Origin of the sequence: Janibacter hoylei PVAS-1, assembly GCF_000297495.1 — a bacterium.
Lineage (GTDB): Bacteria > Actinomycetota > Actinomycetes > Actinomycetales > Dermatophilaceae > Janibacter > Janibacter hoylei.
In genome coordinates, this window is record NZ_ALWX01000005.1 from 1 (window position 1) to 19,036 (window position 19,036).

Sequence of the window (19,036 nt, forward strand, 5' to 3'; positions counted from 1 at the left end):
CCCGGGCGGCGCTGGCCTCCGACCTGCCGGTGCTCGTCGACGCCGGCGGCCTCGACCTCGTGACCGGGCCGCGCGCGGCGCCCACCCTCCTCACGCCGCACGCGGGGGAGTGCGCGCGGCTGATCACCCGGCTGCGCGGGCGCTCGACCGAGCTCACCCGCGAGGAGGTCGAGGGCTCGCCGCTCGAGCACGCGCGGATGCTCGCCGGCCTGACCGGCGCGACCGTGCTGCTCAAGGGGGCGACGACGCTCGTCGTCGCCCCGGACGGCCCGGTACACGTGCAGGACGACGCCCCGGCGTGGCTGGCGACGGCCGGGTCGGGCGACGTCCTCGCCGGACTCGCCGGGGTGCTGCTCGCCGGCGGGCTCGACCCCCGCCGAGGCCGCGTCGCTCGCCGCGCTCGTCCACGGTCGGGCGGCGCACGACGCCAACCCCGGGGGCCCCCGTGCGCGCGCTCGACGTCGCGCACGCCCTCGGCGCGACCGTCGCGCGGCTGCTCACGGCCTGAGCCGTCAGCCCTCGGCCGACTCCGCCCACCAGTTGACCCCGCCGTCGACGGCGTGGTCGTCGATGCGGTCGAGCTCGGCGTCGGTGAAGTCGCGCCGCTCCAGCGCGTCCAGGCTGTTGTCGAGCTGCTCCACGGTGCGGGCGCCGACGAGCAGCGAGGTGACCCGCTCGTCGCGCAGCGCCCAGGCCAGCGACATCTGGGCGAGGGTCTGGCCCCGCTCCCGGGCGATGGCGTCGAGCGCGCGGATGCGCGTGAGGTTGTCGTCGGTCAGCTGGTCGGCGATACCGGTGCCCTCGCGCGCGGCGCGCGAGTCCTCGGGGATGCCGCGGAGGTACTTGTCGGTCAGCAGGCCTTGGGCGAGTGGGGTGAAGGCGATGGTCCCGACACCCAGCTCGTCGAGGGTGTCGAGCAGCTCGTCTTCGATCCAGCGGTTGATCATCGAGTACGACGGCTGGTGGATGAGCAGCGGAGTCCCCATCTCGCGCAGGATCGCGTGCGCCTCGCGGGTGCGCTCGGGGCCGTAGGAGGAGATGCCGACGTAGAGCGCCTTGCCGGCGCGGACCGCGGCATCGAGCGCACCCATCGTCTCCTCGAGCGGGGTGTCGGGGTCGAAGCGGTGGCTGTAGAAGATGTCGACGTAGTCGACGCCCATCCGCTCCAGCGACTGGTCGAGCGAGGCGAGGAGGTACTTGCGCGAGCCGCCACCCCGACCGTAGGGGCCGGGCCACATGTCCCACCCCGCCTTGGTCGAGAGGATCAGCTCGTCGCGGTAGGGGCGGAAGTCCTGCGCGAAGATCGTGCCGAAGTTGCGCTCCGCGGCGCCGTAGGGCGGGCCGTAGTTGTTGGCCAGGTCGATGTGGGTGACGCCCCGGTCGAAGGCGCGCCGCAGCACGGCGCGCTGGGTCGCGAGCGGCTCCGCGTCCCCGAAGTTGTGCCACATCCCGAGCGAGATCGGGGGCAGCAGCAGCCCCGAGCGCCCGCACCGGCGGTAGTCCGTGGCGTCGTAGCGGGTGCGGTCGGCCTGGTAGTCGTCGGTGCGGTAGGTCATGCCTGCCAGTCTGCCTCCCTTCGCCGTCCTAGACTCCTTGGGTGCCCATGGACACCTCGACCCCGCACACCGCCCTCCCGTCCGTCGCGACCCCCTCGGTCCTGCCGAGCGATGCGTCCACGGTCGGCCTCTCGGCGTGGGCGGACATCGACCTCGGTGCGATCCGCGACAACGTGGCCCGCCTCGACGAGCTCGCGGGCGATGCCGCCGTCATGGCGGTCGTCAAGGGTGACGCCTACGGCCACGGCCTCGTCCCGGTCGCCGAGGCCGCGCTCGCCGGCGGCGCCACGCACCTTGCGATCGCCCAGCTCGGCGAGGCGCTCGCCGCCCGGGCCGCGGGGGGTCACGGCGCCGATCCTCACCTGGCTCTTCCCGCCCGGCGCCGACCTCGCCGCCGCCGTACGCGCCGACCTCACCCTCTCGGCCGGCGCCCCGTGGGCGCTCGCCGAGATCGCGGCCGCAGCCCGCGCGACGGACCGCACCGCCCGCGTGCACCTCAAGGTCGACACCGGCCTGGGTCGTGGCGGTGCCTGGCGCGACGACCTCGCCGGCATGCTCGTCGAGTCCGCCCGGCTCGAGGCCGAGGGCGTGCTCGACGTCGAGGGCATCTTCAGCCACTTCGCCTACGCCGACGCGCCGGACCACCCGACGGTGCGGGCGCAGCAGGAGACCTTCGTCGCGATCCTCGCCGACGCCGAGCGGGCGGGGCTGCGACCACGCATCCGCCACCTGGCCAACTCCGCGGCGACGCTGACCAACCCGTCGTCGCACTTCGACATGGTGCGCCCGGGCGTCGCGCTCTACGGGCTGAGCCCGGTGCCGCACATCGGCGGCCCGACCCACTTCGGCCTGCGCGAGGCCATGCGCGTCGTGGCCCGGCTCATCAACGTCAAGGACTGCCCCGCCGACCAGGGCGTCTCCTATGCCCACCTCTACACGACGACGGGGGACACCCGCCTCGGCCTCGTCCCCCTGGGGTACGCCGACGGCATACCGCGGCACGCCTCCGGCGTCGGGCCGATGCAGGTCGGTGGGCAGCGGTACACGGTCGCCGGTCGGGTGTGCATGGATCAGGTCGTCCTCGATCTCGGACCCGAGAGCACGGCGCAGGCCGGCGACGAGGTCGTGCTCATCGGCCGCGAGGCCGACGGCGAGCCGACCGCGCAGGACTGGGCGGCGGCCATCGACACCATCAACTACGAGATCGTCACCCGGCTCGGACCCCGTGTCCCGCGCCGCTACCTGGAGGGCGCGTGATGGACCCGCAGCACACTGACGGCGGCACGACCGGCGACAAGGGCCTCGGCGCAGCAGCCGCCACCGGCCTCGGGGCTGGCCGCCGCCGCGGCCGGGGGGCGTCGTCATCGCCGGCGCCGGGTGGGCCGGCCGATCGGCGGTGCGGCGCTCGCGCGCCCACGCCGTGACCGCCCACGACCGGGTGCACGTCTTCCCCTTCGTCGCGGACAAGGTGCTCGCGGTGCCGGCGAGCGACGGACTGGTGCTGCACGTCGAGATCGACGAGCCGGAGGGGTGGACGCCCGCCGCGGGACCCACCGTCGTGCTCATCCACGGGTTCGTGCTCAACCTCAGCTCGTGGGTCCACCAGCGGCGCGCGCTCGTCGCCGAGGGCTATCGCGTCGTCAGCTACGACCAGCGCAACCACGGTGTCTCCGAGGTCGGCGACCTCGAGCACTGCACCATCGACCAGCTCGGCAGGGACCTGCGCGCAGTCATCGACGCGACGACGAACGAGGGCGAGCTCGTCCTCGTCGGGCACTCGATGGGCGGCATGACGATCATGAGCTTCGCCGGTCGTTACCCCGACTTCACCCGAGCCCGGGTGAGCGGAGCGGCGCTCATCGCGACGAGTGCCGGCGGGGGCAGTCTGGTCCAGCTCGGGCTGGGGCGGACCTTCGACCGGATCATCGCCCGCCTCGGGCCCGGCTTCCTCGGCGGGCTCGGTGCGCGCGAGGGCGTCTGGGGGGTCCTGCGGGCCGCCGGCCGCGCGGTCGAGGACCGCACCGTGCAGCGCTATGCCTTCGGCGGGGCGATGCCGCGCGAGATGCTGCGCAATGTCGCCACCATGGTCTTCGGGACGCGCCTGGACACGATCGGGGCCTTCCTGCCGGAGCTCGACGAGCTCGACGTGCGCGAGGCCCTGGCGGGGCTCGTCGAGACCCCCGTGCTCATCGTCGCCGGCTCCAAGGACGTGCTCACCCCGCCCGCGCACAGCGAGCGGCTCGCCGAGGCCCTGCCCGCCGCCGAGCACGTCGTCATCCCCGGTGTCGGTCACCTGCTCCAGCTCGAGCGTCCCGCGGCGGTCACCGACGCGATCCTCGGGCTGCTCGAGCGGCCGCGCGGCATCGACCCCCAGGAGGACGCGGAGCGGGCCGGCGAGGCGGTCACGGGGCAGACCGCATGAGCCTGCTCCTGCCGGACACCGACGCTACGACGGCCCTCGGGCGGCGCCTGGCGACGCTGCTGCGCGCCGGTGACCTCGTCTTGCTCACCGGAGGCCTCGGCGCGGGCAAGACCACGCTCACCCGTGGTCTCGGCGCGGGCCTCGGGGTCCGGGGAGCGGTGACCTCACCGACCTTCGTCATCGCCCGGGTCCACCCCTCGCTCGTCGGGGGGCCCGAGCTCGTGCACGTCGACGCCTACCGGCTCGGCGGGGCCGCCGAGCTCGACGACCTCGACCTCGACTCCGAGCTCGACGAGGCGGTGACCGTCGTCGAGTGGGGGGCAGGGCTCGTCGAGGGCCTGGCCGACGACCGACTCGAGATCACCCTGACCGCCGACCCCGCCACCGAGGCCCGCACCCTCGAGGTCGTCGGCGTCGGGGACCGCTGGGCCGGTGTCGACGTCGAGGCCCACCTGCGTGACGAAGGGAGCGACCGATGAGGCTGCTCGCACTGGACACCGCCACCTCCGCGATCACCGTCGCCGTCCACGACGGCGAGCAGGTGCTCGCCACCCGCACCACCGTCGACGCGCGACGCCACACCGAGCTGTTCGCGCCGATGATCGTCGACGCCCTCGCCGCGGCCGGCACCGACGTCACCGAGGTCACGCACGTCGCCGTCGGCACCGGGCCGGGGCCCTTCACCGGGCTGCGCGTCGGTCTCGTCACCGCGCAGACCTTCGCCCACGCCCGTGGCATCACCGTCCACGGCGTCTGCTCCCTCGACGCGCTCGCGGCAGCCGCCGCCGCCCACGGGCACGAGGGCGAGCTGCTCGTCGCCACCGATGCCCGTCGCAAGGAGGTGTACTGGGCCCGCTACGACTGCACCGCAGGGGAGGTCGTCCTCCAGGAGGGGCCCGCCGTCACCAAGCCGGCCGACCTGCCCGAGCCCGTGCGCGCCCTGCCGACCATCGGCCGTGGGCCCGTGGTCTACCCCGAGCTGCTCCCCGCGGCCCTGACCCTGCCGGGGGTCGACCTGCTCGACGTCGACGCCGGTGCGCTCGCGGCCCTCGCCGCCACTCGCATCGCCGCCGGCGCGGACATGCCCGTCGAGCCGCTCTACCTGCGCCGACCCGATGCCGTGGCGCCCGCTGCTGCCGGCGGAGCCGGCGCGGCCGGGGGGGACCCGGTGACGACGGCGACGGTGACCCCCCTTCGCCTGCGGGAGGCGCGGTGGCAGGACCTCGCGGTGCTCGCCGACCACGAGCGGGAGCTCTTCGGGGCCGAGGCCTGGAGCCTCGCCTCGTGGTGGGGCGAGCTCGCCGGACGGCCGCGGCGCGAGTACGTCGTTGCGGAGGACGCCGACGGCATCGCCGGCTACGGCGGGCTCGACCACGCGGGTGACACCAGCGACGTCATGACCATCGCGACGCTGCCCCGGGCGCGCGGCACCGGCCTGGGCCGCCGGCTGCTCGCCGAGCTCGTCGACCGGGCCCGGGCCGCCGGGGCCGAGCGGCTCGTGCTCGAGGTCCGGGCCGACAACGTCGCGGCGCGCGGGCTCTACGACTCCGCCGGGTTCGGGCTGCTGCAGTCCCGACGCGGCTACTACCCGGGTGGGGTCGACGCGCTCGTCCTCGCCCTCGACCTGACGCAGGAGACGCAGGCATGACGGATGCACCACTCGTCCTCGGCATCGAGACCTCGTGCGACGAGACCGGCGTCGGCATCGTCCACGGCACCGAGCTGCTCGTCGACGCCGTCGCCTCGAGCGTCGAGGAGCATGCCCGCTTCGGAGGCGTCGTGCCCGAGGTCGCCTCCCGGGCGCACCTCGAGGCGATGGTCCCGACCATCGAGCGGGCCTGCCGTGAGGCCGGCGTGGCCCTGACCGACCTCGACGGCATCGCCGTGACCGCTGGCCCGGGGCTCGCCGGTCCGCTCATGGTCGGCGTCGCCTCGGCCAAGGCCTTGGCCGTCGCTCTCGGCCTGCCGATCTACGGGGTCAACCACCTCGCGAGCCACGTCGCCGTCGACATCGTCGAGCACGGCCCGCTGCCCGAGCCGACGATGGCGATGCTCGTCAGCGGTGGGCACTCGTCGCTGCTGCTCGTCCCCGACGTCACGCACGACATCCGCAGCCTCGGGTCGACGATCGACGACGCGGCGGGGGAAGCCTTCGACAAGGTGGCCCGGGTGCTCGGGCTGCCCTTCCCCGGGGGCCCGCACATCGACCGGGCGGCGAGCGACGGGCAGATCGCCATCGACTTCCCCCGGGGGCTGTCCAATCGCAAGGACATGGAGCGCCACCGCTTCGACTTCTCCTTCTCCGGGCTCAAGACCGCCGTCACCCGGTGGATCGAGGCCGAGCGCGCCGCTGGTCGGGAGGTGCCGGTGGCCGACGTCGCCGCGTCCTTCCAGGAGGCGGTCGTCGACGTGCTCACCCGCAAGGCGGTGCTCGCGTGCACCGAGCACGACGTCGCTGCCCTGCAGGTCGGTGGTGGGGTGGCGGCCAACTCGCGGTTGCGGGCCATGGCACAGCAGCGCTGCGACGACGCAGGCATCCAGCTGCGCGTCCCGCGGCCCGGCCTGTGCACCGACAACGGCGCCATGGTGGCGAGCCTCGGCGCGCAGATGATGCTCAAGGGGCGCCCGGCGAGCGATGTCTCGCTGCCGGCCGACAGCTCGCTGCCGGTGACCGACGTGCGCACCGGCCTGCCGGTGCACGTCGACCACGACCACGCCCACTGACCCCCTTCGCCTGTGTATTTCCCTAGGGAGATGCGTAGGTGGGGCCGTATTTCCCTAGGGAAATGCGTAGGTGGGGCCGTATTTCCCTAGGAAAATGCGCAGGTGGGCTCAGCCGCAGCGCAGCAGGCCCATGTCCTCCTTGAGAGTCAGCACCCGGGTCACCGAGGCCGTGACCTGCTTGCCGAAGGCCGTGTCGCCCTTCGCCTTGGTCTCGATCGCGGAGACCATCGTCGGGACCTGGCTCGGGTCGGCGGTCAGCACGATGTCGCCACCGGCAGCGACGAACTTCGTCGCCCGCTCCGGCACCGGGGTCGCGGCGACCGCCTTGGCCGCACCGACGTCGTCGGTGATGACGACGCCGTCGAAGTCCATGTCCTCGCGGAGCATGCCGGTGACGATCTTCTGCGAAAACAGGGCGGGCGTCTCGCCGTCGATCTTCGAGTACCTGGCGGAGCCGACCATGACGATCTTGGTCCCGCCCTCGATGGTTTCGGCGAAGGGGGCGAGGTAGGGGTCCTTCGTCGTCGCCGTGGAGTCGGTGATGCCGGTGGCCTGCAGGTCGGTGTTGCCGGTGATCCGACCGATGCCCGGGAAGTGCTTGACCGTCGGCTCCACGCCGGCGTCCTGCATGCCGCGGGCGAAGGCGAGCGAGCCCTTGCCGGCGGCCACCGGGGTCGAGCCGTACTGCCGGTCCCACTTGCCGATCGGCTCGTTGGCCCGTCCGATGTCCGCCGGGACGGTGTCGGCGACGGGGGCGAGGTTGACGTTGACACCCGCCTGCTTGAGCTCGCTGCCCCACGCCTGGGCCGAGGCCCGCAGGTCGGCGTCCTGGGCCTGCTCGAGGCCGGAGGGCATCGGGGTGAAGCCCGTGCCGGTGAGCTGCTGGACCTCGCCACCCTCTTGGTCGGCCGCGACGAGCATGCCGACCTTGGTGCCGTCGACGGTCGGGGCGACCTCCTGCAGGTGCTGACTGGCGGCAGCCGCGGTGGAGCGGTCCTGCCAGCCGCCGAGGTAGAGCATCGAGCCCAGGCCCTGCGCCCCGATGACCTGGTCGAGGCTGGTCGCCGGGCCCGGCTGCATGGCGGCCATGATCAGCTGGCCGGCCTGCTGGGTGGGCGTCATGGCGTCGCGTACCCGCGAGACGCAGGCGCTGGCCTTCGGGCCGTCCGCGGTCGCGGAGGCCGAGCTCGAGGACCGTGAGGAGGTGCTCGAGGAGGTCGGCGACGACGACGCGGAGGTCGAGGTCGACGTGCTCGACCCGGAGCTCGCCGGAGACGACGTCGAGCCGGTCGGGTCCTCTCCGGTCCCGCCGCCGCACCCGACGAGGGCGAGGACGGCGAGGCCTGCGGCGGCGCGGGTCAGGTGACGGGCTCGGGTCGACATGGCATGCACGCTACCTGCGAGGGCGAAGGGGGGCCCCGGGCTCGGGCGCGCAGACCCCTGTACGCGGCGCGCCGTTGCCGCTACCGTGTCCCACGACACACGTCTGTGGAGGCGCGATGCGTGTACGTACGTCGATGTCCCGGTGGTTCTTTGCCGCCGTCCTGACCATGTTCGGTGCCGTGGCCGGTGCGCCGTCGTCGTCCGCCGCAGAGATCGAGTCGGGGGGACCGCTCACCTCGATCGACATCTCGCCGGTGCTCAACTGCGACGTGCGCTACGAGGGCGACGTGATGGGTGAGTGGTACGACGACATCGCCTGCGGCACCTTCGTCGCCTTCGACGACCGGCTCTTCGGCCCCGAGAGGGTCCCGGCGGGTGGCGATGCCACCCTGGTCGACAACTACGAGCCCTTCACCGCGGTCTCGCAGAGCGGGCCGACCGGGGCCGGAACGAGTGCCAGTCCCTACACCGTCACCACGACGGTCGGTCTGGGTGACACCGGGGCGACGCTAACGCAGGTCGACACCTACGTCGCCGGGGCGACCGCCTACCGGACGGACATCCGCATCACCGGCGGTGCGACCACCGGTGATGCCGTGGTCTTCCGCGGTGGCGACTGCTACCTCCAGGACAGCGACTTCGGGCTCGGGCAGGTCCTCGACGGCAACTCCCCGGTCTGCAAGGCGCAGCCTGACTCCGTCAACCCCGAGCGGGTCGAGGGCATGCGGCCACTGAGCAGCGGTGCCGCCTACATCGAGGCCGGGTACAACCAGGTGTGGGAGGCGATCGGCAGAGGCGAGATGCTGCCCAACACCTGTCGCTGCGACGAGCGGATCGACAACGGCATCGCGATCTCGTGGACTCGGGAGATCAGCCAGGGCGCCACCGTGACGCTGTCGAGCCTGACCTTCTTCTCACCCGTCGGCACGACTCCGCTCACCGTGAGCAAGACGGTTGACCAGTCCGAGGTGTCGGCCGGCTCCGAGGTCACCTACACGATCCGGGTCTCCAATCCCGGGGCGACGAGCCAGGTCGTGAGCTCGGTGACTGACTCGCTGCCCGCCGGGTTCACCTACGTGCCGGGCTCGACGACCGGCGCGACGACGAACGACCCGACGGGCACCACCGACCTGACGTGGACGGATGACATCGAGGTACCTGCGGCGACGGGCGACACCCCGGGCTCGGTGTCGTTGAGCTTCCGGGCCACCGTCTCCGACGTCGCAGGGACGTACACCAACACGGCCAGTGCGACGGGCGAGGGCGTGACCGTCGTCGCCGCCGAGGACACCGCCCCGGTCACCGTCACGGCAGCGAGCCCGACGACCGCCACCTCGACGACCTCGACCTCCACCTCGACGACATCGTCGAGCAGCACGTCGACGAGCACCACCTCCACCTCGACCAGCTCCACCCCGACGTCGACGACGACGAGCGACCCGACGGCGACCACGAGCCAGCCGACCTCGACGACGACCGGGGGGCCGACGGCGACCGTCTCCGGTGGCCCGGAGACACCTGACGTCGTCCAGACCGACGGTGGGCCGATGGACTCCGCGTCAGGCGGCGCACTCGTGGTCCTCGCCGGTGCGGCCGGTCTGGGTCTGCTGCTCGCCCTGCGGTGGAGCGTGATGCGGCCGAGCCGACGCCACTGACGCGGGGCGGCAGACTTAGCCGTCGGCGAGAGCAGCCGGGCGCACGACGAGGACAACTTGGTCGCCGCCGACGCGCGTGAGCACGATGGTCGCGCTCTCGCCGGACCCTGCGCCGCGGCCGATCTTCAGCTGCTTGCGCAGCTGGTCCTCGTCGAGCCGGATCCCGCGCTTCTTGACCGTCAGCCCGGTGATGCCGCGCTCGCGCAGCCAGGCGCGCAGGCCCTTGACGGTGAAGGGCATCGCCTCGAGGACCTCGTAGCGGCGGGCGTGGCCGAGGTCGAGCGCCTGATCGCTCGTGACGTAACCCAGGCCGGTCTCGAGCTCGATGCCCGAGACCGCGCCGGTGACGGTGCCGATGAGCCCGGCCCGCGTGACCGCACGGTCGGCCTCGTAGAGCCAGGTGCCCGTGTCGTCGAGGGAGTGCGCGACGCCGGGGTCCTCCTCGCAGGTGCGCTGGTCGACCTCGACGGGCGGGGCCCCCTTGCGCAGGACGCGGGCGGACCGGCCGGCCTCCTTGACGAGCGGCCCCCACCAGACGGTGCACTCGAGGACGGTGCCCTGCCACGAGGTCCACTGGGCCTCGGTGCCGAGCGGTGGGATGTCGTGGGGGAGCGACGGGGAGAGCTTGGCCCCGGTCGCGGGCACGTCGCGGGCGACGGAGAGCACGAAGTCCCACGACGGTGAGATCTCGTCGAGCCGGAAGACCCGTCGGGTGCGCCCGGAGCGGTCGGCCACGCCCGGGGTGCGGCGGGCGGGGTCGAGCCACACGCCGGCGCGGGAGCGAAGGGGGGTCCAGCGGCGCCTCGAAGTCCTCGGCCACGCCCGTGCGCGCCCGGCTGTCGGGCCACGGCCGCAGGTTGACGTCGGCAATGGCGGCAGTGAGCGGGTCGGCGTCGACGCCGTGGACGGTGACGCCGAGAGCGCTCATCGCCATTGCGTCCGAGCCGATGCCGCAGCCGAGGTCGTGGACCGTCGCGAGGCTCGCCGCGGCGTAGCGGCCGGCGTGGGTGGCGGCGACCTCGAGCCGGCTGGCCTGCTCGAGGCCGTCGGGGGTGAAGAGCATGCCATCGGCGAACTCGCCGAACTTGTCGCGGGCCCGGCCCTGGAGGCGCTTCTGCGTCATCAGGCCGGCGGCCTGCTCGGCGGTGAGTCCATCCCTGCGCAGGCGGTCGGTGACCGTGACGGCCTCCGCCTCCGTGTACTCGGGGAGATCGTGCAGGTGGGCATGCCCCTCGGGGGAGGCGAGCCAACGCACGGTCTGGATGTCCACAGGCGCATTGTCCATGGTGGGTGCCCGATCCGCAGCCGCCACCCTCGCTGGCACTCGGGTTGACCGAGTGCCAAATGGCGTCCTAGATTGATCTTGGCACTCACCACTGGCGAGTGCCAGATGCCACGGTTGGACGACCCCCGCGACGGCGCCCGGCCAGGCTTCGCCCCAGAACTCACATTCGTCCCACAGAAGGAGTCACCGTGTCGGTTTCCATCAAGCCGCTCGAGGACAGGATCGTCGTCAAGGGCATCGAGGCGCAGCAGACCACCGCCTCCGGCCTCGTCATCCCGGACACCGCCAAGGAGAAGCCGCAGGAGGGCGAGGTCGTCGCCGTCGGCCCCGGCCGTTTCAACGACGACGGTGACGAGCGCGTCCCGATGGACATCTCCGTCGGCGACCGCGTCATCTACTCCAAGTACGGCGGCACCGAGATCAAGCACGGTGGCGAGGAGTACCTCATCCTCTCCGCCCGCGACGTGCTCGCGATCCTCGCCTGAGCACTGCGCACGACACACAGCTGACGCCCCGGGTGCGGCCCTCTCCCGGGCCCGCCGGGGCGTCGCGCTTCATCTCCCTTCGTCAAGAACCTAAGGACAGACATGGCCAAGGAACTGGAGTTCAACGACTCCGCCCGTGACGCCCTCCAGCGCGGCGTCGACCAGCTCGCCAATGCCGTCAAGGTGACGCTCGGCCCCAAGGGTCGCAACGTCGTCATCGACAAGCAGTGGGGCGCCCCGACGATCACCAACGACGGCGTGACCATCGCCCGCGAGATCGAGCTCGAGGACCCGTACGAAAACCTCGGCGCGCAGCTCGCCAAGGAGGTCGCGACCAAGACCAACGACGTCGCCGGTGACGGCACGACGACCGCGACCGTCCTCGCCCAGGCCATGGTCAAGGAGGGCCTGCGCAATGTCGCCGCCGGTGCCGCTCCGTCCGGCCTCAAGCGGGGCATCGACAAGGCCGTCGAGGCCGTCTCCGCGCGCCTCCTCGAGATCGCCCGCGAGGTCGAGGGCAAGGAGGAGATCGCCCAGGTCGCCTCCCTCTCCGCCCAGGACCAGGGCATCGGCGGGATCATCGCCGACGCCTTCGACAAGGTCGGCAAGGACGGCGTCATCACCGTCGAGGAGTCCTCGACCGCCGAGACCGCGCTCGACTTCACCGAGGGCATGCAGTTCGACAAGGGCTACATCAGCCCCTACTTCGTCACCGACCCGGAGCGCATGGAGGGTGTCCTCGAGGACGCCTACGTCCTGATCAACCAGGGCAAGATCTCCACGATCCAGGACATCCTCCCGGTGCTGGAGAAGGTCGTCCAGAGCGGCAAGCCGCTGCTCATCATCGCCGAGGACATCGAGGGCGAGGCCCTCTCCACCCTCGTGGTGAACAAGCTCAAGGGCGTCTTCAACGTCGCGGCCGTCAAGGCCCCGGGCTTCGGCGACCGCCGCAAGGCGATGCTCCAGGACATCGCCATCCTCACCGGCGGTCAGGTCATCGCCGAGGAGGTCGGCCTCAAGCTCGACCAGGTCGGTCTCGAGGACCTCGGTCAGGCCCGTCGTGTCGTCGTCACCAAGGACGCGACGACGATCATCGACGGCCAGGGTGCCGCCGACGACGTCACCGGTCGGGTCAACCAGATCAAGTCCGAGATCGAGCGGACCGACTCCGACTGGGACCGCGAGAAGCTCCAGGAGCGCCTCGCGAAGCTCGCCGGTGGCGTCTGCGTCATCCAGGTCGGTGCCCACACCGAGGTCGAGCTCAAGGAGAAGAAGCACCGCATCGAGGACGCGATCTCCGCGACCCGCGCGGCCATCGAGGAGGGCATCGTCGCCGGCGGTGGCTCCTCGCTCGCCCACGCGGTCTCCGTCGTCGAGAGCCTCGGCCTCGAGGGTGACGAGCAGGTCGGCGCCAACATCGTGCGGACCGCCGGCGTCGAGCCGCTGCGCTGGATCGCCGAGAACGCCGGTCTCGAGGGCTACGTCGCCGTCGCCAAGGTGCAGGAGCTGACCCCCGGTCAGGGCCTCAACGCCGCGACCGGCGAGTACGGCGACCTCATCGGCCAGGGCGTCATCGACCCGGTCAAGGTCACCCGCTCCGCGCTCGTCAACGCCGCCTCGATCGCGTCGATGGTCCTGACCACCGACACGCTCGTCGTGGACAAGAAGGAAGACGAGGACGAGGGCCACGGCCACTCGCACTGACGTCCGACCCCACGAAGGGGGGCGGCGCACCGATCCGGTGCGCCGCCCCCTTCGTCGTCCGCCGGTGCTCTGAGAGGTCGCCCGTCTCGGAGGGGGGAGTCCGGTGGGCGTGTCGTGCTCGGTACGCGTCGGTATGCCGCACGACACGCCCACCTGATGTGTCGGACCGGGCGTGGCCTGACTGCTCGAAGGGACCTTGACGCCACTATTCACATAGTGAATAGTGGCCCTCGTGACGACCGGACACGTGCTCATGGGGCTGCTGAGCAGGGGGGCCGCAGCACGGGTACGACCTGAAGCGTCACCACGACGAGCTGCTCCCGGCGGCGCGACCGATGGCCTTCGGGCAGGTGTACGCGGCGCTGGGGCGGCTCGCCGGCAAGGGGCTCGTGGCCGAGGCGACGACGGAGCAGGGGAGCGGCCCGGAGCGGCTCGTCTACGAGCTCACCGACGCCGGCCGCGCGGAGGTGGACGCCTGGGCAGGAGCCCCGGACGGTCCCGGCGAGCACGTCGCCAACCCGCTCGCCACCAAGGTCGCGGTCGCCCTGCTCGTGGGTGGACCCGACGCCGCCGCGACCTACCTGCGCCGCCAGCGCGCGGCCCACCTCGAGCGCATGCGCTCGCTGACCCGCGACAAGCGGGAGGCGAAGGGGGACCTGCACCGGGTCCTCGCCGCCGACTACGCACTGAGCCACCTCGACGCCGACGTCCGGTGGATGGAGGACGCGCTCGAGCGCGTCCACGACCTCGAAGGGGAGCAGGGATGACGACACCGCACGAGGGCCACGCGCTACCCGTCGACGCGACAGGCGTCGTGCACGACTACGGGCGTCGGCCGGCGCTGCGCGGCGTCGACCTGTCGGTCGCGGAGGGAGAGCTCGTCGCGGTCACCGGGCCGAGCGGCTCCGGCAAGTCGACGCTCCTGCACGCCCTCTCCGGGGTCATCCGGCCGGACGAAGGGGAGGTGAGGGTCGGTGACCGTGCGGTCACCTCGATGTCGGAGGACGAGCGCTCGCGACTGCGCCGCACGCAGGTCGGCGTGCTCTTCCAGTTCGGGCAGCTGCTCGACGAGCTGACCCTGGCCGACAACGTCGCCCTGCCGCTGCTGCTGGAGGGGCGCCGGCGGGGCGAGGCGCTCGAGACGGCCGGGGCCTGGCTGGCCCGGGTCGGCATCGGGGACCTGGCCGATGACCTGCCGACGCAGGTGAGTGGCGGGCAGGCCCAGAGGGCCGCCCTCGCGCGAGCGCTCGTGACCAACCCGGGGGTGCTCTTCGCCGACGAGCCCACCGGGGCGCTCGACTCGCGCGCCGGCGAGTCTGTCATGGAGCTCATCACCGACGTCGCCGCCGAGGAGGGGCTGACGGTCGTCCTCGTCACCCACGACGCCCGCATCGCGGCCTACGCCGACCGCGAGGTCATCCTGCGCGACGGCCGGCTCGACGTCGACGACACGGCGCCGGTCCGATGAGCCTCGCGTGGTCGGAGGCGGCCCGGCTCGGGGCGAAGGGAGGCCCCGCAGACCGGTTGCGCCGTGGCCTGATGCTCGTCTGCTCCGCACTGGGGGCGGTGCTCGCGGCCGCGGCCGCCACCGTGCCGTCGCAGTGGGGTGAGGGCGTCGGCAACTCCTCGGTGCTCGGCCTGCTGCTCGTGGACCGCGACGTCTCGGTTGGGGTGCTGGTCGCCCTCCTCGTCATGGCGCTGCCCGTGGCCCACCTGGCGGTCCAGGCCGTGCAGGTCGGGGCGCCCGCGCGCGACCGGCGGCTCATGGCCCTGAGGGCTGCTGGCGCGACCCTCGCCGACGTGCGGCGGGTCGTGCGCACGGAGGCGCTGGTCTGGTGCTCCCTCGGTGCCGCGCCGGGTCTCGTCACCTACGTCGCAGCCCTGCGCGTCGCGCCGCACGTGCTGCAGGTCCAGTACGCAGATCGCGAGGACGAGGTGCGAGGGAGCGGCGAGCTGGCCGGCACCGTGCCCGTGCTCGGGCTCGACGTCTGGCCGCACCCGCTCGTGCTCGTGGCGGCAGCAGCCGCCATCCCGTGCCTCGCCTCGCTGCTCGTGCCGCGTGTGGTCCGACGGGCGCCGGTGCTCGCGTCGGCCCCGCCCCCGGACGGGCGCCCGATGAGTCCGCGGCTCGCCGCGATCTACCTCGGCAGCGCCGTGGTGGCCGGGGCCTGCGTGCTGGCGATGATCTTCGTCCCCGTGGCCGGCGACAGCTGGCAGGGCGAGGTGATGGGGTGGCTCTTCGTCCCCTTCGTGCTCGCGACCTTCGTCCTGGGGCTGTGCACCCTCGTCGTGCTCGCCTCCGGTACGGCGGCCCGGGTGGGCCGGGTCCTGGTCCGTCGGGGTGGGGCCGTGGGTCTCCTCGCGGGGCGCCGGATGCAGGCGCAGCCGGGTCTGGCCTCCCGGTCAGCGGTCTCCCTCGTCCTCGTCGGCTTCGTCGCCGGTCTGGCCGTCCCGCTGCAGGGTGTCATCGAGTCCGAGTACATGGCGCAGCGGACCGATGGCGGGTCCATCGTCTACAGCGTGCCTACGCTCGACCTGCTCTACTACTCGCTGCCGGTCGTCGCCGCGCAGGTGCTGGCCGTGGTGGCCGGCGGGCTCGCCGCGATCGGTCTGCTCGTCGCCGTCGCCGAGCAGGTCTCGCTGCGAGGCGCCGACCTGGCCAGGCAGGTGGCCCTGGGGGTCCCACGTCGCGTCATCCGCACGGCACTGGTCGTCGAGACGGCCACCCCAGCCGCCGTTGTGACGACGGTGGCGCTGCTCCTCGGCGCGGCTGTCCCGGTGCTCTCGGTGACGCTCACCGGCAATGCCTCACTCCTGGGCCGGGTCGAGTGGGCTCGGCTCGCCGGGATCTGGGTGGCTCTGCTGGCCGCGGTCGGCCTCGCGGCGTGGGTCGGGGGCCGTGCGCTGCCGAGCGCCACCGGTGCTCGACGGATCCGCGACCGGGAGTGACCCCGTTCGCGCGAAGGGAGTGTCAGGCCGTGACGATGACGCGGACCTCGACGGTCTCGGGCAGGTCGCGCAGGCGCTGCTCGGTGTCGGCGGGCAGGCCGCTCGCCAGGTCGGTGACGGCGTAGCCGTACTCGCCCTTGGTGCTCAGCTGCTGGCTGTCGATGTTGACGTCGCCCTCGGAGAGGATCGTGTTGACCCGGGCGAGGACACCGGGGACGTTCTTGTGCAGGTGGAGGATGCGGGTGCCGCCGTCGGCGACCGGTGCCGCGACCGCCGGGACGTTGACCGACATGGTTGTCGCACCGGTGCTCGCCCAGTCGCGCAGCTTGCCGGAGACGTAGCGCCCGATGTCGAGCTGGGCCTCCTCGGTGGACCCGCCGACGTGGGGGGTGAGGATGACGTTGGGGATGCCCTGCAGGCAGTTGTGGAAGGGGTCGCCCGCCTTCTTGGGCTCGCTCGGGAAGACGTCGACGGCCGCGCCGGCGATGTGCCCCGACAGGAGGTTGTCGCGCAGCGCCTCGAGGTCGACGACGAAGCCGCGCGAGAGGTTGAGGAAGAGGCTGCGCGGGCGCATCTTGGCAAACTGCTCGGCGCCGAAGTTGCCCGCATTGCCCGCGCGGCCGTCGACGTGGAGGGTGATCGTCTCGCAGGTCTCGAGCAACTCGTCGAGGGTCTCGCACTTCTTGGCATTGCCGAGCGGGAGCTTGTCCTCGAGGTCGTAGAAGGACACGTGCATGCCGAAGGCCTCGGCGACGACCGACAGCTGGGCGCCGATGTTGCCGTAGCCGATGATGCCGAGGGTGCGTCCGCGGACCTCGTGCGCGCCCTTCGCCGACTTGTCCCAGACGCCTGCGTGGAGCGCGGCGTTCTTGTCCGTCAGGCGGCGGGCCAGCGAGATGATCTCGCCGAGCGCGAGCTCCACGACGCTGCGGGTGTTGGAAAAGGGGGCGTTGAAGACGACCGTGCCGGCCTGGGCGGCGGCGTCGAGGTCGATCTGGTTGGTGCCGATGCAGAAGGCGCCGATGGCCTTGAGCTCGGGCCGGGCCTCGATGACCGCCCGGGTGACCTTGGTCTTGGAGCGGATACCGACCATGTCGACACCCTCGAGCGCGGCGATCAGCTCGGTCTCGTCGAGCGCACCGGAGCGGGTCTCGACCTCGAAGCCGGCGTCGGTGAGCGCCTCACGGGCGGCCTCGTGGATGTTTTCCAGCAGCAGAACCTTCACGTCGGCAGGGTATGCCCGCCCCCGATGCGACCTCGCACGCGCCCGCCATGCGGAACCAAGGCCCCACGGGCGCAGGGCCGCTGGCTAGGGTGTGGGCATGCGTCTCCTGGGTGTCCTCGGTGGAATGGGCTGGTCGGCGACGGCGGAGTACTACCGCCGTCTCAACGAAGGGGTCGAGGCCCGGCTCGGGGGCCTGCACAGCGCCCGGGTGCTCATCCACAGCGTCGACTTCCAGGCCGTCGACGACGCAGACGAGTCCGGCGACTGGGACGCGATGGCCGACATCCTCGTCGAGGCCGCCCGGAGCCTGCGCGCCGGTGGCGCCGAGGGCATCCTCCTGGCCGCCAACACGATGCACGCGGTCGCCGACCGCATCTCGGCGGACCTGGACATCCCCTTCTTCCACATCGCCGAGGCCACGGCCGAGCGGGTGGCCGGCGCCCACCAGCGCCGGGTCGGTCTGCTCGCGACGGCGACGACGATGGGGGGCGACTTCTACACGACCCCCTTCGAGCGGCGCGGGATCGACGTCGTCCTGCCGGACCCGGCCGACCGGCCGGAGGTCGACCGGATGATCTACGAGGAGCTCGTCCCCGGGATCATCAAGGACAGCTCGCGCAAGGAACTGCGGCGGATCATGCAGGGCATGGCCGATCGGGGCGCCGAGGGCGTCGTGCTCGCGGGCACCGAGCTCGGGCTGCTGCTCGAGGAGGACGACTGCCCGGTGCCGCTGCACGACACCACGGCCGTGCACGTCGACGAGGCGCTCACCTGGATGCTCGCGGAGGGCTGACCCTTCGAGACGGTCGCTGCGCGACCTCCGGGTCCTGAGGAGCGAGTCCGCGCAGCGGGCGAGTGTCTCGAAGGGCAGGGGCCGTGGGTGGTGGAGACGGTCGCTGCGCGACCTCCTCAGGGGCCGTGGGTGGTGGAGACGGTCGCTGCGCGACCTCCGCGCCCTCAGGAGCGAGTCCGCGCAGCGGGCGAGCTTCTCGAAGGGCAGGGACCGTGGTCACCAGGGGACGTCGATCTCCGCCTCGCCGGTGACGACCTCGATCTGCTGACCGCCCATCTCGACGACGCTGCCGGCGCGGATCTGGGCGCCGCGGCGGGTCTCGGGGGCGCCGTCGACGCTCACCTGACCGGCGGCGATGACCTCACGGGCCATGACGCCGTCCTCCACCAGGCCGGCCAGCTTGAGCAGCTGGCCGAGGCGGATCGACTCGTCGCGGATGTGGACCGGTGCGGGAGAGCTCACGCCACCAGACTAGGTGGCGAAGGGGGAGCGCTCAGCCCGCGAGGCCGGCCCGGGAGATGTCCCGCCCGGCGAGGACGACCTGACGCTCGTCCTCGGTCATGCCGCCCCAGACCCCGAAGGGCTCGCGGATGGCCAGCGCGTGCGCGCGGCAGGCGGCGATGACGGGGCAGGAGGAGCAGATCTCCTTGGCGGCGGCGTCACGCAGACGGCGGGCGGCGCCACGCTCGCCGTCGGGGTGGTAGAAGGACTCGCTGCCGGTCTCGCGGCAGGCTCCCTCGAACTGCCACTCCCACAGGTCTGCCACCGGTCCGGGTGCGGTGCCGTCGTGTCCCATGTCTGTCCCTCCAGAGAAGCCGTGTGGAGGGACCCCGTCGCCTCCGCGTTCCTGAGGGA

19 protein-coding genes and 3 pseudogenes are annotated in these 19,036 nt (G+C 72.6%); 16 read left to right on the forward strand and 6 right to left on the reverse strand.

What is annotated here, in order from left to right:
- Positions 1-59 precede the first annotated feature (59 nt).
- A pseudogene (locus B277_RS20115) lies at positions 60-314 on the forward strand (NAD(P)H-hydrate dehydratase); the annotation flags it as partial.
- 198 nt (positions 315-512) lie between these two features.
- On the opposite strand, the gene mgrA reads toward B277_RS20115, so the two are convergent.
- A complete protein-coding gene (mgrA, locus tag B277_RS01390) occupies positions 513-1,556 on the reverse strand; it encodes an L-glyceraldehyde 3-phosphate reductase (protein WP_007924312.1) in 1,044 nt (347 codons plus the stop codon).
- 47 nt (positions 1,557-1,603) lie between these two features.
- On the opposite strand from mgrA, the pseudogene alr reads away from it, so the two are divergent.
- The 5 genes and pseudogenes from alr (at position 1,604) to tsaD (ending at position 6,702) form a co-directional block, all read left to right on the forward strand.
- Positions 1,604-2,813 (forward strand): annotated as a pseudogene (alr, locus tag B277_RS01395) (alanine racemase).
- A 163-nt stretch (positions 2,814-2,976) separates the two neighbouring features.
- Positions 2,977-3,978, forward strand: coding sequence for an alpha/beta fold hydrolase (locus B277_RS01400; protein ID WP_156811706.1), 1,002 nt, complete (start codon positions 2,977-2,979; stop codon positions 3,976-3,978).
- Entirely contained in the window at positions 3,975-4,457 is a 483-nt protein-coding gene (gene tsaE, locus B277_RS01405) for a tRNA (adenosine(37)-N6)-threonylcarbamoyltransferase complex ATPase subunit type 1 TsaE (protein ID WP_007924332.1), read from the forward strand. The genes B277_RS01400 and tsaE overlap by 4 nt, the downstream gene beginning before the upstream one ends.
- Complete coding sequence (tsaB, locus tag B277_RS19665; protein WP_007924333.1) at positions 4,454-5,626, forward strand: tRNA (adenosine(37)-N6)-threonylcarbamoyltransferase complex dimerization subunit type 1 TsaB; 1,173 nt, start codon at positions 4,454-4,456, stop codon at positions 5,624-5,626. Before tsaE ends, tsaB begins: the two co-directional genes overlap by 4 nt.
- Complete coding sequence (tsaD, locus tag B277_RS01415) at positions 5,623-6,702, forward strand: tRNA (adenosine(37)-N6)-threonylcarbamoyltransferase complex transferase subunit TsaD (RefSeq protein ID WP_007924334.1); 1,080 nt, start codon at positions 5,623-5,625, stop codon at positions 6,700-6,702. Before tsaB ends, tsaD begins: the two co-directional genes overlap by 4 nt.
- A gap of 108 nt (positions 6,703-6,810) precedes the next feature.
- Here tsaD and B277_RS01420 read toward each other — a convergent pair whose 3' ends face one another.
- On the reverse strand, positions 6,811-7,824 hold the full coding sequence (locus B277_RS01420; protein ID WP_007924335.1) for a glycoside hydrolase family 3 N-terminal domain-containing protein: 1,014 nt from the start codon (positions 7,822-7,824) through the stop codon (positions 6,811-6,813).
- Here B277_RS01420 and B277_RS18580 point away from each other — a divergent pair.
- Positions 7,823-8,068, forward strand: coding sequence for a hypothetical protein (locus B277_RS18580; RefSeq protein WP_007924336.1), 246 nt, complete (start codon positions 7,823-7,825; stop codon positions 8,066-8,068). The two genes, B277_RS01420 and B277_RS18580, sit on opposite strands and share 2 nt — an antisense overlap.
- A 133-nt stretch (positions 8,069-8,201) precedes the next feature.
- A complete protein-coding gene (locus B277_RS01430) occupies positions 8,202-9,740 on the forward strand; it encodes a DUF11 domain-containing protein (RefSeq protein ID WP_083853583.1) in 1,539 nt (512 codons plus the stop codon).
- Between the two features lie 15 nt (positions 9,741-9,755).
- Here the strand turns inward: B277_RS01430 and B277_RS18585 are convergent, their stop codons facing one another.
- Complete coding sequence (locus B277_RS18585; RefSeq protein WP_238539343.1) at positions 9,756-10,508, reverse strand: THUMP-like domain-containing protein; 753 nt, start codon at positions 10,506-10,508, stop codon at positions 9,756-9,758.
- 133 nt (positions 10,509-10,641) lie between these two features.
- On the opposite strand from B277_RS18585, the gene B277_RS18590 reads away from it, so the two are divergent.
- From B277_RS18590 to B277_RS01460, 7 genes and pseudogenes are all read left to right on the forward strand, one after another.
- Positions 10,642-11,073 (forward strand): hypothetical protein, encoded by a 432-nt coding sequence (locus B277_RS18590; RefSeq protein ID WP_238539344.1) that lies wholly within the window; start codon positions 10,642-10,644, stop codon positions 11,071-11,073.
- A gap of 140 nt (positions 11,074-11,213) precedes the next feature.
- Positions 11,214-11,510, forward strand: coding sequence for a co-chaperone GroES (gene groES, locus B277_RS01440; protein ID WP_007924339.1), 297 nt, complete (start codon positions 11,214-11,216; stop codon positions 11,508-11,510).
- Positions 11,511-11,612: 102 nt separating this feature from the next.
- The gene (groL, locus tag B277_RS01445) at positions 11,613-13,214 is read left to right on the forward strand and encodes a chaperonin GroEL (protein ID WP_007924340.1); all 1,602 of its coding nucleotides are present in this window, start codon (positions 11,613-11,615) and stop codon (positions 13,212-13,214) included.
- A 284-nt stretch (positions 13,215-13,498) separates the two neighbouring features.
- Positions 13,499-13,672 (forward strand): annotated as a pseudogene (locus tag B277_RS20120) (PadR family transcriptional regulator); the annotation flags it as partial.
- 93 nt (positions 13,673-13,765) lie between these two features.
- The gene (locus B277_RS20125; protein WP_420795259.1) at positions 13,766-13,981 is read left to right on the forward strand and encodes a hypothetical protein; all 216 of its coding nucleotides are present in this window, start codon (positions 13,766-13,768) and stop codon (positions 13,979-13,981) included.
- Positions 13,978-14,682, forward strand: a complete 705-nt coding sequence (locus B277_RS01455; RefSeq protein ID WP_007924343.1) for an ABC transporter ATP-binding protein — start codon at positions 13,978-13,980, stop codon at positions 14,680-14,682. The genes B277_RS20125 and B277_RS01455 overlap by 4 nt, the downstream gene beginning before the upstream one ends.
- Positions 14,679-16,163 (forward strand): hypothetical protein, encoded by a 1,485-nt coding sequence (locus tag B277_RS01460; protein WP_007924344.1) that lies wholly within the window; start codon positions 14,679-14,681, stop codon positions 16,161-16,163. Before B277_RS01455 ends, B277_RS01460 begins: the two co-directional genes overlap by 4 nt.
- Positions 16,164-16,185: 22 nt before the next feature.
- Here the strand turns inward: B277_RS01460 and serA are convergent, their stop codons facing one another.
- Positions 16,186-17,388 (reverse strand): phosphoglycerate dehydrogenase, encoded by a 1,203-nt coding sequence (serA, locus tag B277_RS01465; RefSeq protein ID WP_007924345.1) that lies wholly within the window; start codon positions 17,386-17,388, stop codon positions 16,186-16,188.
- Positions 17,389-17,485: 97 nt separating this feature from the next.
- Here serA and B277_RS01470 point away from each other — a divergent pair, with 97 nt between their 5' ends.
- The gene (locus B277_RS01470) at positions 17,486-18,181 is read left to right on the forward strand and encodes an aspartate/glutamate racemase family protein (protein ID WP_040880531.1); all 696 of its coding nucleotides are present in this window, start codon (positions 17,486-17,488) and stop codon (positions 18,179-18,181) included.
- 216 nt (positions 18,182-18,397) lie between these two features.
- Here B277_RS01470 and B277_RS01475 read toward each other — a convergent pair whose 3' ends face one another.
- Positions 18,398-18,643: an RNA-binding S4 domain-containing protein gene (locus B277_RS01475; RefSeq protein ID WP_007924347.1), complete on the reverse strand. Its 246-nt coding sequence runs from the start codon at positions 18,641-18,643 to the stop codon at positions 18,398-18,400.
- 31 nt (positions 18,644-18,674) lie between these two features.
- A complete protein-coding gene (locus B277_RS01480) occupies positions 18,675-18,977 on the reverse strand; it encodes a WhiB family transcriptional regulator (RefSeq protein ID WP_007924349.1) in 303 nt (100 codons plus the stop codon).
- Between the last annotated feature and the right edge of the window lie 59 nt (positions 18,978-19,036).